The organism is Stenotrophomonas sp. YJH_SMC_120 (assembly GCF_059368675.1).
On record NZ_JCAFRY010000002.1, the window covers coordinates 71,388 to 85,386 of the forward strand.

The 13,999-nt window shown below is 65.0% G+C and carries 12 protein-coding genes; 5 read left to right on the top strand and 7 right to left on the bottom strand.

Going from position 1 to position 13,999, the window contains the following annotated elements:
- Positions 1–123 precede the first annotated feature (123 nt).
- Genes AC5P60_RS04380 through AC5P60_RS04390 form a run of 3 tightly spaced genes read left to right on the top strand, consistent with a single transcriptional unit; the run spans position 124 to position 2,122 of the window.
- Positions 124–747, top strand: coding sequence for a sigma-70 family RNA polymerase sigma factor (locus AC5P60_RS04380; RefSeq protein ID WP_495201687.1), 624 nt, complete (start codon positions 124–126; stop codon positions 745–747).
- Positions 744–1,418 (top strand): ChrR family anti-sigma-E factor, encoded by a 675-nt coding sequence (locus AC5P60_RS04385; protein ID WP_033835161.1) that lies wholly within the window; start codon positions 744–746, stop codon positions 1,416–1,418. Before AC5P60_RS04380 ends, AC5P60_RS04385 begins: the two co-directional genes overlap by 4 nt.
- Before the next feature lie 11 nt (positions 1,419–1,429).
- Positions 1,430–2,122: a Rossmann-fold NAD(P)-binding domain-containing protein gene (locus AC5P60_RS04390; RefSeq protein WP_242899312.1), complete on the top strand. Its 693-nt coding sequence runs from the start codon at positions 1,430–1,432 to the stop codon at positions 2,120–2,122.
- A 2-nt stretch (positions 2,123–2,124) separates the two neighbouring features.
- On the opposite strand, the gene AC5P60_RS04395 is transcribed toward AC5P60_RS04390, so the two are convergent.
- Genes AC5P60_RS04395 through AC5P60_RS04405 form a run of 3 tightly spaced genes read right to left on the bottom strand, consistent with a single transcriptional unit; the run spans position 2,125 to position 7,221 of the window.
- A complete protein-coding gene (locus AC5P60_RS04395; RefSeq protein WP_483693061.1) occupies positions 2,125–4,524 on the bottom strand; it encodes a response regulator in 2,400 nt (799 codons plus the stop codon).
- Positions 4,517–4,987 (bottom strand): response regulator, encoded by a 471-nt coding sequence (locus tag AC5P60_RS04400; RefSeq protein WP_005409633.1) that lies wholly within the window; start codon positions 4,985–4,987, stop codon positions 4,517–4,519. The genes AC5P60_RS04395 and AC5P60_RS04400 overlap by 8 nt, the downstream gene beginning before the upstream one ends.
- Complete coding sequence (locus tag AC5P60_RS04405; RefSeq protein ID WP_483693063.1) at positions 4,984–7,221, bottom strand: ATP-binding protein; 2,238 nt, start codon at positions 7,219–7,221, stop codon at positions 4,984–4,986. Before AC5P60_RS04405 ends, AC5P60_RS04400 begins: the two co-directional genes overlap by 4 nt.
- 251 nt (positions 7,222–7,472) lie before the next feature.
- Between AC5P60_RS04405 and AC5P60_RS04410 the strand changes: the two genes are divergently transcribed.
- Positions 7,473–7,766, top strand: coding sequence for a hypothetical protein (locus AC5P60_RS04410; protein ID WP_033835164.1), 294 nt, complete (start codon positions 7,473–7,475; stop codon positions 7,764–7,766).
- 10 nt (positions 7,767–7,776) lie between these two features.
- On the opposite strand, the gene AC5P60_RS04415 is transcribed toward AC5P60_RS04410, so the two are convergent.
- Complete coding sequence (locus tag AC5P60_RS04415) at positions 7,777–8,262, bottom strand: TspO/MBR family protein (RefSeq protein WP_483693271.1); 486 nt, start codon at positions 8,260–8,262, stop codon at positions 7,777–7,779.
- A 72-nt stretch (positions 8,263–8,334) separates the two neighbouring features.
- Positions 8,335–10,530, bottom strand: coding sequence for an AsmA family protein (locus AC5P60_RS04420; RefSeq protein WP_033835165.1), 2,196 nt, complete (start codon positions 10,528–10,530; stop codon positions 8,335–8,337).
- 133 nt (positions 10,531–10,663) lie between these two features.
- Here AC5P60_RS04420 and AC5P60_RS04425 point away from each other — a divergent pair, with 133 nt between their 5' ends.
- A complete protein-coding gene (locus AC5P60_RS04425) occupies positions 10,664–11,143 on the top strand; it encodes a GNAT family N-acetyltransferase (protein ID WP_483693064.1) in 480 nt (159 codons plus the stop codon).
- Between the two features lie 22 nt (positions 11,144–11,165).
- Here the strand turns inward: AC5P60_RS04425 and AC5P60_RS04430 are convergent, their stop codons facing one another.
- Together AC5P60_RS04430 and AC5P60_RS04435 are read right to left on the bottom strand one after the other, a co-directional pair.
- Positions 11,166–12,284 (bottom strand): sensor histidine kinase, encoded by a 1,119-nt coding sequence (locus AC5P60_RS04430; protein ID WP_088470521.1) that lies wholly within the window; start codon positions 12,282–12,284, stop codon positions 11,166–11,168.
- Positions 12,285–13,043: 759 nt separating this feature from the next.
- Positions 13,044–13,949 (bottom strand): DNA-binding protein, encoded by a 906-nt coding sequence (locus AC5P60_RS04435; protein ID WP_483693066.1) that lies wholly within the window; start codon positions 13,947–13,949, stop codon positions 13,044–13,046.
- Positions 13,950–13,999: the final 50 nt, after the last annotated feature.

Sequence of the window (13,999 nt, forward strand, 5' to 3'; positions counted from 1 at the left end):
CGGAAGAGGAGGGCCCAGGTCATACGGCGGGGGCGGCCGGTTGGATGCGTCGTGCCGTCTGCATCCAATTGCTGCCCCTGCGCGTACAGAGGACAGACCTTCACCCGCCCGCCGCGAACCCAGATGTATCCTGACGCCGCCAGCACACTCCTCAACTTCGATAGCGCACGCACCGTGTCCAGTTCCCAGCAGCCGAGCAGCGAGCCGACGAACTGGGCCGGTGACATGGACGGCGTGGCGCGCCTGCGCGACCGCGACTGTTTCATGCGGATCTATGACTACTTCGTGCCGCGGCTGTGCGTGTACCTGCGTGGCCTGGGTGCACCCGACGGCGTCGCCGAGGAACTGGCCCAGGAATGCCTGCTGCGCCTGTGGCTGCGGGCCGCCGACTACGATGCAGCCCAAGGCGCCCTCAGTACGTGGCTGTACCGCATTGCGCGAAACCTGCATATCGATCGCATCCGTCGCGAGCGCAGCTGGATGCAGGTGCAGGCAGCGGTGGAGGACGCTGCAACACTGGATGTGATCGAGCGCAGCAGTGCCGAGCAGTTCGCCGACCAGGCGCGTCTGCGCCAGCGCATCAACGAACTGCCCGCGGTACAGGCGCGGCTGGTGCGGATGTCCTATTTCGAGGCCAAGAGCCACAGTGAGATCGCAGAGGCGCTGGGGATGCCGCTGGGAACGGTCAAATCGCACTTGCGCCGCGCCTTTCTGCAGCTTCAGGCCAAAGTGGGAGGTGCGCTGTGAACCCGCACCACCATCTGCACGAATCGACCCTGATGAGCTATGCGGCCGGCGCGCTGCCGGCGCCGTTGAGCATCGTCGCCGGTGCCCATCTGGAGCAGTGCTCGCATTGCCGTCAGCGCCTGCGCGACGCCGAAGCGATCGGCTCGGTGCTGCTGGAGCAGACCCAGCCACCTGCAGCGGAGACGCGACGCGAACAACTGCGCGAGGCGATGCTGATGCAACTGGCCACGGAAGCGCCGGTGCCCATGGCTGGGGTCGCACGCCCCGTGCCGAAGGAGCGCCCTGAGGCCAATCCGGACCATCTGCCTGCATCGCTGCATCCGTACTTCGGCGCCTCGCTCAGCGACCTGCGCTGGCGCTGGATGGCGCCGGGCGTGCACTGCATCCGTGCAGAGCAGATGCCTTCGCTGATCATGCTGAAGATCGCCCCGGGCAAATGCCTGCCCATGCACAGCCATGGCCGCAGCGAACTGACCCAGATCCTGCGGGGTTCGTACAACGATGCGCTGGGGTTGTTCGCACCGGGTGACGTGGCAGATCTGGACGAAGACGTGGAGCATCAGCCGGTGACTGCGCCCGGTGTCCCGTGCATCTGCGTGTCAGCGCTGGATGCGCCGCTGGTGTTCAGTGGCTGGCTGGCGCGGAAGATCCAGCGTTTCGTGAAACTCTAGCGGGGACGACGATGGCCGGGACGGGCGCATTACGGATTCTGTTGACCGGTGCCGCAGGCCTGGTCGGGCAGGGTGTGGCGTTGGCGTGCCAACGCTCACCACAGGTGTCCCGCCTGACAGCGCTGGTCCGCCACCCGGGAAGTCTGAGTGGTGCCGGCAGCGAACTGATCGTTCCGGACTTCCTGCGCATCCAGGACCGGTCGGATGAACTGGCCGGGTTCGATGCGTGCTTCTACTGTGCCGGGGCGCCACCGGTCGGCACGGCGGAGGCCGAGTACCGACGAGTGACCCTGGACACCACTCTGGCGGTGGCCCGTGCCTGGGCAGCTGCGAATCCCGAAGGGTGCTTTCTGTATGTATCCGGTGCCGGCGCGGACCCTCGGAGCCGGCTGATGCCGTTGAGGATCAAGGGCGAGACCGAGGTCGCATTGCAGGGCCTGCCGGTGCGCACCGTGATGCTGCGCCCGGGCGGTGTCAGGCCGGTCCCGGGCACCGGCACCCGTCATGCCCTGTTGAAGCCCCTGTACTGGGGCGGTGCGCCGTTGATGAAGCTGGCCAGCGCGATTGCGCCATCGCTGATGACCAGCAATCTGGCTCTCGGTCAGGCGATGATTGCACTGGCCGGCAGGGAGCATCCGCCGGCCACGGTGGAGTGCGCGGACATCAACCGGATCGCCGCTGGCGTAGGCGACCCGGCCTCCTGAGCTCAGTGTGGCGCGGCCTCCAGCGCAGTGCGTACCGCCAGCGCCAGGTCACTTCGCGTAAACGGCTTTGGCAGCAGGGCAACCGCGCGTCCCTGGCTGCCCGCCTGATCGTGGTCACGTGGATAGCCCGACGTGAACAGGACGGCGACTTCCGGCCAGCGTTCGCGGACTTGACGGACCAGCTCCCAGCCCAACATGCCGGGCATCACCACGTCCGAGAACAGCAGGTCCACCCTGGTATCGGGGCGCTCCAGCAACCGTAGCGCGGAGGGGCCATCGTGGGCTTCCAGTACGCGGTAGCCGAGCAGCCGCAGCGAATCCACCGTGTGGGCGCGGACATCGTCGTTGTCCTCGGCCACCAGAATGGTTTCCTCGCGCGGTGAGTAGCCGGCCAGGCCGGTCTGCGGGGTGCGTGTCTCGCGGGGCAGGGCCAGCGGCGAGCGCGGAAACATCATGGTGATGCTGGTGCCGCCGCCTTCCACCGAATCGATCAGCACGTGGCCGCCGGACTGTTTGACGAACCCATGTACCATCGACAGTCCCAGCCCGGTGCCGCGGCCGACCTGCTTGGTGGTGAAGAACGGTTCGAACACGCGGGCCAGGGTGGCCGCGTCCATGCCATGGCCGTTGTCGCGCACCCGCAACATCACGTACTGGCCTGGTGTTGCATCCGGGAACAGGGCAGCGTAGTCGTGGTCGAGGTGGCTGTTGTCGACCTCGATCACCAGCCGGCCGCCGTGCGGCATCGCGTCGCGGGCATTCACCGCCAGGTTCAGTACGGAGGCCTCCAGCTGGCTGATGTCGATCTCCACGCACCAGATGTCCTCGGCGCTGCGGATCTCCAGCTGCACCAGCTCACCCAGTGCACGCTGCAGCATGTCGTGCATGTCCAGCAGGCGCTCGTGGAGGTTGGCGGCCTGGCTGTGCAGCGGCTGGCGTCGGGCAAACGCCAGCAGGCGCTGGGTCAGGCTGGCGGCACGCCCGACACCCTTCAGCGCGTTGTCCAGGGCCCGGCTGACCGTCGCTCCGGCTTCGCCCGCGCGCTCGTTCAGCAGCATGGCGTGCTCGATGTTGCCGGAGATGACCGTCAGGATGTTGTTGAAATCATGCGCGATGCCGCCGGTGAGCTGGCCGACCGCCTCGATCTTCTGTGATTGGCGCAGTGCGTGTTCGGCCTGGAGGCGCGCCGTAGTTTCCACGGCCTCGGAGACCACGGCGGTGACCACGCCTTCGGCATCCAGCAACGGACGGAACGAAAAATCGAAGCTGCGCGGCCCGGTCGGGAGTTCCAGCTCCAGTGAATGCAGCGAACTCCGGCCCTGCACGGCTGCAGCGACGGCCCGATCGATCAGCGCGCCGATGCCATCGGTTGTGGCGAACCAGAGCGATTCACCGAAGCGTTGGCCAACGACGTCCTTCTTGTCCGCCAGTACTGCGGCCAGTGACGCGTCATTGGCATCCACCACGCGCCCGGACAGATCCAGCAGCATCTGATGCTGGAAGCTGGATTCGAAGATCGCCTGCAGGCGCCGCTTGCTGGCGCGCAACTCGGCCGTGCGCGACTGCACCTGCTGCTCGAGCAGCTGGTTGTCCTCGCGCAGGGCCAGCTCGGCCTGTTTCAGCTGCGAGACGTCGCTACCCAGGCAGATGTAGCCGGCCACGCTGCCATCGGCCGCATGCTCCGGCACGCAGTCCATCTGCACGAATCGTGATTGGCCGCTGCGGTGCACCAGTTCGACCTGGAAGCTGGTGCGTTCGCCCTGCAGCACCCGTTCCAGGCTCGGCAGGGCGTGTTCGAAGGCGGAAATGCCGCTGACATCGCGCGCTGTCCGGCCCAGCAACTCGGCCAGGCTGAATCCATGCCAGTCCAGGAACGCCTTGTTGGCGAACCGGTAGCGATGCGCGTAGTCGAGCTGGGCGATCAGCGCGGGCACGGCATCCGTCACCTGCTGCAGCTGCGCCTGGCTCTCATTCAGCGCAGCCTGCGCATGAAGCAGCTGGTTGCGCTCATGGGCTTCCTGACGGGCGCGACGGATCGCATCCGGCAGGCGCTGCAGGCGCTGCTTGACTACATAGTCGCGCGCGCCACGGGTCAGCGCCTGCACCGCCAGCTCTTCGGTCAGCGTGCCGGAGACGAAGATGAAAGGGGTCTGCGGAATCCGCTCGCGTGCCAGTGCGAGGGCCGCATCGCCATCGAACCCGGGCAGCACGTGGTCGGCGAGGATCACGTCGAACGCACGGCTGTCGATGGCCTCGATGAACGCGTTGCGGGTCCACAGGCGCTCGGCCTCGAAATCGAGGCCGGCACGCTGCAGCTGCGCGGTGATCAGCTCCGCATCAAGCGCGCTGTCCTCCAGCATGAGGATGCGCAGGCGCTCGCTGCGGCGCGATCCATCACGCATTGTTATGCTGCCCCGAGCCATTGGGCCGATGCGGTGGTGGCTGGTTGGTGATGCCCCAGAACATGCCCAGCCCCTGGATGGCGTCGAAGAATTCCTTGAAGTCGACCGGCTTGACCACGAAGGCATTCACGCCCAGCTCGTAACTGCGCACGAGATCCTGTTCTTCGCGCGAGGAGGTCAACATCACCACCGGCGTGCTGCTCAGCTGCGGGTCGCCACGCACCTGTTCCAGCACCTCCAGGCCATTGACCTTGGGCAGCTTCAGGTCCAGCAGCACCACCACCGGGCCGCCGTGCATGGCGCCGGCGAACTTGCCTTCGCAGCGCAGGTAATCCAGCGCTTCGGCGCCGTCGCGTACATGGATGACATCGTTCAACAGCTGGCAGCGCGCAAGCGCGGCCATCGTCAGCTCTGCATCCTTGGGGCTGTCCTCTACCAGGAGGATCGGCCGCAGGTCCCTCATGGGTGTTCTCCTGTGAAGCGGGGTAGGGTGAAATGGATCGTGGCGCCCTTGCCGGGCTCGCCCTCGGCCCAGGTACGGCCGCCATGGCGGCCGATGATGCGGCGGACATTGGCCAGGCCGATGCCGGTGCCTTCGAACTCTTCGACGTGGTGCAGGCGCTGGAACACGCCGAACAGCTTGTCCACGTAGCGCATGTCGAAGCCGCAGCCGTTGTCGCGCACGAAGAAGTGGTCTTCGTCGTCGTTTCTCTCGTGACCAACCTCGATCACCGCGTGTTCGCGCTCGCGGGTGAACTTGATCGCGTTGGCCAGCAGGTTCTGCCATACCAGGCGCAGCATCGTCGGATCGGCCTCGACCTCCGGCAGCGGTGCGAGCGTCCACTGCACGTCGCGGCCGGCGTAGTCCAGGGCCAGGCTCCGGCGCACATCCTCGGCCAGCGCGGTCATGTCCAGCCGCACGCGCCCCAGCGTGGAGCGCCCCATCTGGGAAAAGCTGAGCAGGTCATCCACCAGTGTTCCGGCGGACTTGGCCGATTCCACGATCGTGTCCAGGAATCGGCGCTCGGTATCGTTCAGGCGCTCGCCCGCCGAGCTGCCCAGCAGTTCGGAATAGCCGACAATGTGACGGAACGGAGCGCGCAGGTCGTGGCTGACCGAATAGGAGAAGGCTTCCAGTTCCTTGTTGCTGCGGAGCAGCTGCTCATTCAGTTCGGCCATTTCCTCGGCCTTGCGCAACACGATATCGACGATGGCCGTGCGCATCTCGTGTGCCGCGTCGCAGTCAGCGTCGCTCCACGGCAGACTGCGCTGCTGCACGGTCTCCTTCCAGGCCTCGAACGAGTTGCGCGGGGACAGCGCCACGCCCGGTGCTGCTTCCTTGCGGGGATCGCCACCCCAGCGCACGGTGCGCACCACTTCCGGGCGGAACCACATCAGGTAACTGTCATGCAGCTGCGAAATGGACACCGCCAGCAGGCCGCTGGCGACGTCGGCCAGGTGCGCGGCAGGCGACCAGTCGGCTGCCAGGTGATCGGTGCAGTAGGTTTCCTGGCCGGCCTGCTGCGTGGCCAGCCAGTTCGCCAGGGCCAGCACGTCGCTGGCGGAAGGGCACTGGCCGACACGCAGGCAATCGCCCTTGTGCACGATCGCCGCGCCGGCCGCGCCGGTCAGCGACAGCAGGCTGGCCTCGTCCTCGCGCAGGGCCGCCATGAAGTCCTCGTCGCCGGCCATGCGACCCAGTAGCTTGACCAGTATGGAACGACGGGCAACGCGCTCTTCGATCGCACGCGCACGCTCCTTCAACGCAATCTGCAGCGACAGGATCTGGCCCATGAACTCGCAGGCAGTGCGCACGTGGTAGGGCAGGCGGCGTGGCTGCACGGTGTGGCAGGACACCAGGCCCCACAAGCGGCCTTCATGCACCAGCGATACCGACATCGACGCGCCGGTCCCCATGTTGCGCATGTAGTGCAGGTGCACCGGCGAGACGCTGCGCAGCACCGCCATGCTCAGGTCGGTGGGCGGCGCGTCGCGTTGATCCTCGGCCCGCATCAGCGGGGCCGGGGTGTAGCTGTTGTCCGCGATCAGGCGTACCCGGTTGCGGCGGTAGAGTTCGCGGGCCTGTGCTGGAATATCCGATTCGGGGAAGCGCAGGTCCAGGTAGGACGGCAACAGGCCGTTGCCATCCTCGGCCACCACGATGCCGTTCCAGCCAGCATCGAACTGGTAGACCAGGGTGCGGTCGAAGCCGGTGAGCCGGCGCATGTGCGCGGCAGCCAGCTGGCAGAGGTCTTCCACGGTGCTGGCCGACTCGATGCCGGCCATCAGCTCGCGGATGGCCGGGTACAGCTCTTCCAGCGAGCCGGGCTGGCCCGGAACCGGTGCTTCCAGCTCGACCAGCAGATCGGTGGCGGAACGGTGCACCAGCAGCTGATGCCGGCCGTGGCCGTCCAGATGCACGGCACCGACATGGGCACTGCTGCCGATCACGGCCTGCTGGAACAAGCCCTGGAACGGCGCCAGCACGCCGCCGAACACCTCGCTGACGTGCCGCATCAACGGTTCGCCGAACTGCTGCAGCAGCCCGGGCTGGCTGATGGCGCGCTCGCGCACCTGCAGGGACTGCGGCTCAACGACCAGAAGCACACCATAGGGCTGGATCGCGCCGGGGGTGTGGATCGGTTCGCGCGCGCAACTGGACAAGGCAGTGTCGTGCGCGGACTCAGCAGAAGGCATCAAGGGCGGGACTCATCATTCGTGGATGGCTGGAAAGGCCCAGTGGTACATCCGGTACCCCTCAATGGTGAAGCAAAATCGTGCATTCGCCTACCAGTGTATGCGTGTGAAGCGTGCTTCTGTCCAAGCTGAATTCTTCATGTGGGGACGAGGTCGAGCACTTGCAGTTTTCGCGAAGAATACATATCCGCTGCACATCAGCTCGACAGGTCATTGCCTAGAGTGGATCCACTTCCCCGAGCGACCGCCCCGTGAACCTGCAGCCCGCGCCCCTGTCCCCGTACCGCATGCTGGCTGACAGCTGCCAGTTTGAACTGCTGGATGTGGATGCGCTGCAGGACCCGGCCAGTGGCCGGCTGCTGCACCTGTATTCGCTGGTTGCCCGCTGCCTGTCCTGCGAGACGATCTTCAAGGCCGAAGAAGGGCAGGGCCTGGTCAGCCATACTGCGGCGCGGGTGGTGCGATGCCCTACCGGCTGCGGGCAGCAGGCGTTCAAGCCGGCCCTGCTGCGGACCTGGCGCCCGCAGGCCGTTGCCCAGGCGTAAGCGGCGGAGATCACAGCAGCCCGGGGTTGGCTCGCCATACCGCGAAGTTGAGCGCCGAGGCGAACGAGATCCAGGCCAGATAGGGAAGCAGCAGCGCCGCCGCAATCGGACGGATGCACGCAAACGCGACGATCGCCGCGCAAACCAGCGCAATCAATACAAGAATGTCAACGAAGGCCAGGGCGCCCAGCTTCCAGCCGAAGAACAGCCAGCTCCACAGCGCATTGACGGCAAGCTGCACCAGATAGAGCATCAGCGCCGGTCGTGCCCCGCGCCAGCCGCGTTCGCGCCACACCAGCCACGCGGCAATCGCCATCATGGCGTAGAGCAAGGTCCACACCGGACCAAAGACACCGGCTGGTGGTGCCCACGGGGGAAGATCGAGGGTGGCGTAGAAGCTGGCCGCGGATGTGGACGCCCACGCGCCCAGGGCGGCTGCGACGAAGGTGATCGCCACCCATCCCAGCAGCCCGAAAACCTGCGAACTCCGCTTCATATCGTCCAGCTCCCTGATGCGCATGATCGCGTATACGCGCAGAGGCCGCGAATGGATGCAGGTCGCGGGCCTTCAGTCTGAAGATCCGGCGGCAGCCGATCCCTGGCTTGCTGGCAGCAGGGAAGGCCGTTGATCAAACCACTCGCGCGCCTTGGCCAGATGCCATTGGCGCTGATCGCCGTCCAGCTCGATGCCCGCACCCAGCAGCCCCCACCGGAGATAGAGATCACCGCGTTTGCGCTGTTCCAGCAGATCCAGCCGCGCGCGTACCGACAGCCGATCGTTCTCGGCCTGCAGGCCATCGATGACCAGATGGCCAGGGCGCCAGCGCAGCGTCGCCTGTGCCTGTACCTGTCCGGAATCCAGCAGGGACAAGGTCCAGCGCGGATAGTCGGTGCGCTCTGCGAACAGCGCCAGCAACGGTCGCGCATCGCTGAGATCCAGGTCCGTGGTGGCATCCACCTGGAAGGGAGACTGCGCATCGATACGGCCACGCTTGAAGGCGACGCGGCCTTTCCATGCCGTCGAGCCCTGCGTGTCCGCCACCTGCACGTTGCGCAGCTCGACCGTGGTGCCGGACAGATCGAAATGACGCTGGTTGAAGTCACCGCGGCGCAGCGTTGCGTTCACGTCGATATCGCCGCCCATGTCCAACCCTGCCACCTTTGCACTGGCGTTGCGCCCCAACAGCCGGGCCGTGCCATGGCCGACGCGCCCGTCGGTATCGAGGGTTGCATCACCGCTCACGGTGCCAGTGCCACGCAGCAGCCGCACCTGCGGTGAGCCGAGGTAGCGGTTGTAGGCGGTCAGATCAGGGATGGTGGCTTCACTGAAGCGCAGCTGCGCGCGGACGCCTTTGCGCAGTTCCTGCAGGCGGCCATCGCCGGTCAGGTCCAGGGCCAGATCCCGGCCGTCGAACAGGCGCACGCCCCTGGCATCGGTCGGCCGCGCAGTGAATCGCGGCAGCCGGACGGACAGCTGGGCCTGGCTGGGGCTGCCGGTCTTCAACTCGCCATGGGCGCTGGCCGTGCCCGCCAGGCGTACGCCGGCGACTTCGGCTACGGCCTCGGCAGCCGGAATGTCCACGGTGCTGCCTTCGATCAGTTCGCCATTGCGCAGGCGCAGATCCGCTTTCAGCGTGCCGCCGCCGTCCAGCTGCAGCCACGGCTTGCGGACGAACAGGGCAGGGATCCAGTTGAGCGAGGTGAACGTCCATTCGCCGCGCACTGTGCCGGAGCTGCGTTCCAGCAGCTGTGCGGGCTGCTGGAAGGGAATGTCCCGGCCACTGATATGCAGATCGGCATCCACCTCGCTACCTGAACCGGGCTTTGGTGGCAGGCGCGCCTGCAGGCGCAGGTCCTTGGCCACATTGAGCTGCAGTGCCAGCATGCCGCGATCGGGGGCGCCATCGCCCAGATGGAGCGGCACCTGCCACAGCGCGTGGTCACCGGGCTGCAGCTGGCTATCGATCAGGTGGAGCGCCAGCTGCAGGCGCCCGGGCACGGGCGCGCTGGATATCTTCGGCGTTGTGGCATCGGTGTCCATGCGCAGGCCCTGGCTGCGGGCATCCACCTCGAGCTGGGCATGCAGCAGCTTCAACTTGGCCAGGCCGGGCGCCTGGTCCCGATAATGGCGCGGATAGCTGAAGCGCGCGGTGAGATCCATGTCGCCCAACAGCTGCACGCCGTCAAAGCTGGTGTCTGCCTTGCTGAACGAGACCTCGGAATCGAACAGTTCGGATGGGCCGCCACGCAGCTGCTTCAGGAACCCCACGGTACCCTGGCCCTTGCCGATGATCAGCAGCTTGCCGAAGCGTGCGCTGCGGATGCTGTCGCTGTGGATGGCGTCGAAGCGCAAGGTCCAGCCCTGGTCGCTGCGCGGCGGTGAAGGGATGGCCTCTTCGACGCGGCTGATCTCGGCGGAAACCCCGGTGGCCTGCAGCCTTGGCACCCGCACCTCGCGCTGGAACAGGGGCAGCACCGCCAATCGGGCGCTGGCGCGGTCTGCATGCAACACGTAGACGGTGTGGTTCACGTGGCCGCGCATGTGCACGTTCCAGGCGATCACGTGGCCGGGCAACAGCGTAATGGCCGGCCCAGTGGTCATTACGAACTTGTGCGGCTTGCGGTTGGTGACCTGGTCGAACAGCGGGGTATTGAGGAAGATGTTGCCGGCCAGCAGATACAGCAGGTAGATGCCCAGCAGGACGTAGGCAGGAACGCGCCATCGACGAAGCCGGTGCGGGATGTGCGCGGAAACAGGGGGCATCTATTGCTCAAAAGGTTGGAATTTCCGCAACTATTACGGAGCGGATGGCGGTGGCGCGTGAAGCAGCTACGGGGCCGGAGCTCGATTCTGGTAGTGTGCGGCCTGGTCATGACCACAGATCTGCAGGAGACGCATGGAGATCCGGCCCGCCCGCGCAGGCGATTTCGACGTGATGTGGGGCATGTTCAAGACGGCCATTGCGACGCAGGATGCGCTGCCCTTTGCCGGCTCTTTCGCCGTCGAGACGTTTCGCGCGCATTGGTTCCAGGCCCAGGCGCCTCATGTAGCTGTGCTGGAGGGCCGGGTGGTGGGCATGTACAAGATGGGCCCGAACTTCCCTGATCTGGGGGCGCATGTGGCCAGCGCCACGTATGTGGTGGATGCGCCGGCACAAGGGCAAGGCGTGGGCCGGGCGCTGGTGCAGCACAGCCTGGAGCGGGCGAGGGCGGAAGGATTCCTGGCCATGCAGTTCAATTACGTGGTCAGTACCAACGGCCCGGCGGTGGCGCTGTACCGGAAGCTGGGGTTCGACGTGGTCGGGACGTTACCGAAGGCGTTCCGGCACGGTCAGTTGGGGTTGGTCGATGTCTTCGTGATGCACAGGTTCCTGTAGTGCCGTCGCCGGGCCGGTCGCCTCAATCAGCGTTCTTTGGGAGCGTGATGACGAATGAAGTGCGACCATTCCGCCATCGTCCCTGGACCGTGCCGCGGTGCGCGTGGCAGATTTCCCGCACCAGGAACAGGCCGAGGCCCAAGCTCGCGTGTTCGCCTTGTGACGCGTTGTGCGAGCCTCTGCGCAAGGGATCGAACAGATTGTTGAACGCTTCGTCCGATAGTTCGGCGCCGGTGTTGCTCACCGTGATCATGATCTGGTCGACGAGGCCCTCAAGGCTGATCCGCACATCGGTGCCGTGTTCGCCGTACTTTGCAGCGTTGGTCGTGAGGTTGTGAACCGCCTCGCGCAACGAAGAGGCATCGAAGCAACCGCGGGCATCGCCTTCAACCTCATACGTGATAGGGACGTGGGGCAGGGCAGCGCGAAGCAATTCGACTTCCTCGCCAAGCGATTGGGCAAGATCGCAGTCCACCGGATGAATGGCCATGCCATCGCCCAGCTTGCTGCGGCTGTAAGCCAGCAGGTCGTCGAGCAGCTTGTTCATGCGCATGCTGCCATTGATGATCCGCTCGGCCTGCCTGGACAATGCCGGATCCTGCAGCCCACTGGCCAGAGCGTCCGCCGAGAACATGACCGCTGCCAAAGGACCTCGGAGATCATGCCCGAGCGCTGCCAGGAAGATCTGCCGCCAGGATTCGACCTCTGCAGAGAACTGAGCAAGGGATTCGGCGACCGCCTGGTCGATGGCCTCATTGAAACGAAGGATGTCATCGATCGATGAAGCGATCAGCTGCTGGTCGGATGCCCATCGCCGAAGTACCGAAGCCCGGAGTGCTCGATACTCAGCCACCATCTGGTTGAGACCAAAGCCGGCGATGGCGCGGGTTCGGCCATGATAGGACGCGGCGGACTCGGGGCCGGGTTTCAACGGTGCAAGCCCGTGGGACTTTGCGAGCTGCTGGGAGGCTGTCTGCGGCGATCTGAGATCGTCTACAACTGCCTGAAGAATCTGGGGAAGATGATTCCGAAGTTGCTTTGCGCTGAACTCGACAGTATCGGGTGCCTGCGTCTTGGCGAATGCCACCGCGTCTTCCAGGATTTCCCGCGCATTCCGTTCGATAAAATCAGCCAGGCGCATCGCCAAACCCGTCCTTAAGTGGTGTGTCGAACCTACACCGGCGGGCCTGCATGCTGGGTGAGAAGTTGGCGCCGTGGAGCCTGGTTCTGCGGGCGTTGGGGGTTACTTAAAGGGGAGCAGCTTGCGGCCAGGACTGGACTGGTTGGGGTTCGTATGGGTAGACCTCTTGGTAACATAATATACATTATGCGAAATTTCATATCCGTCGAATCTGGGCCTTTGTTGGCTAAGTCCCCGGCTCGCCGGGTACACCGCGACGAGGGCCGTTAGTTGCAGGCGCAGCCAGGTGGTTGACGAAGCAGGTAAATCTGTTACCAAGCGCCAGGTAAAGGTGTTACGTGTTCGAACACAGCGCCTTTGGAACATGAGCCTTTGCTCATCATCCTACGATCCTATCCCGCCTGGCATGCCGAGTGCTTCAAGCCAAGATGTAGCCATGCTGCCCGCGCTTGGGCGGGCCCAAGCTAAGGATTCTTTCGAAAGAACTTCAAATGCAGCCATCGCGCCCGCACTTGCACTAAGAAGCGTCAGGTACCATGGCATAGACGCTAAGGCTCAACTTCCGAGACTCCCTCAATGAACGACACTGATCGAGAGATCATGCTGGTTGCCATGGTAATCGTCGGATTTGCGGTCTCATTCGTCTGTTGGGCTGCCTGGCTAGCTCGGAGAACGCGACTTGCGCGGAGTCAGCGGACTGGCCTCCGGCGCAAATGAAGCCGGCTCGTTCTTTCGTGTGCCCCGGAAGGCGGCACAGCGCTATTGTTTTGGGCGTCTGCGAGCCGCAGGCGGACGAACTTCTTTGGATCGCTTGAGCGCCACTTCCAGCTGCGCTGGCAAATTTCGAAGCCCTGAAAGTTGCCCCTCAAGCGCGTCACATTTGTCGCGCAGGATATCGGCAGACTGACTGGCCGTGGCGGCCGCTGATTGGGCGGCCTGAATGTCCTGACGCAGCTGCTTCTCAAAGGCGCTGTGTTGTTCGTATGCCTTGCTTTGCTGCACCTGGAGTTCCTTCACCTCCTGGCGGGCTCGATCCACATCGCTGAGCGCTCGATTCTCGACAGATCTGACGTACTCGGTCCAGTCCTCCCGCTCAGATTTCGCCGTCTCTAGGGCCTCGTGAAGCCGGATGTCGAGTTGCTGTCTCGCTGTCTCGGTTCGGTCGGCTCTTCGACGCTCGAGGTCGCGCTGCTCTGCAAGTTCAGAGATCTGTAGCTGAAGCTGGTCGACGAGGTGCTGTAGCTCTGAAGCTTGGGTCGTTGCAATTCTCTCCCCGGTGATTGCAACGTCACGCTCTGCACGCATTTGCGCCAGCTCTTCAGCCGCAAGTCGGGAACTGGCCTCCAGCGCATCACGCTCGGAAGCTAGGGCCAGCTCGGACGATGCAAGCTCTCGGCGGGCGGCCTCCTGGGCATGCTTCAGCGCCAACTCCCACCATTGCCCGGCGAGTTCCACCAACACCGCTGGCGCATCTTCCAGGTCCGGACGCGCTGGCTGCAGGCGCGTGCCAAGTCGGTTCCACCATGTTTCCAGCCAGCGGGTCACCGTGTTCGGCGAGCCGGTGCCCAGGTGAGCCCGGATCCGCTCTACGGTTGGGCGTTCTCCCTTGGCGACCAACTCGTCGGCGGCGGTATGGACGTCAGTTTCGGTGATGCCGCGGGCCATGCGAAGTCTCCTGTACTGGCACCCTACTCTGCTGATAACGTACTCGCGAT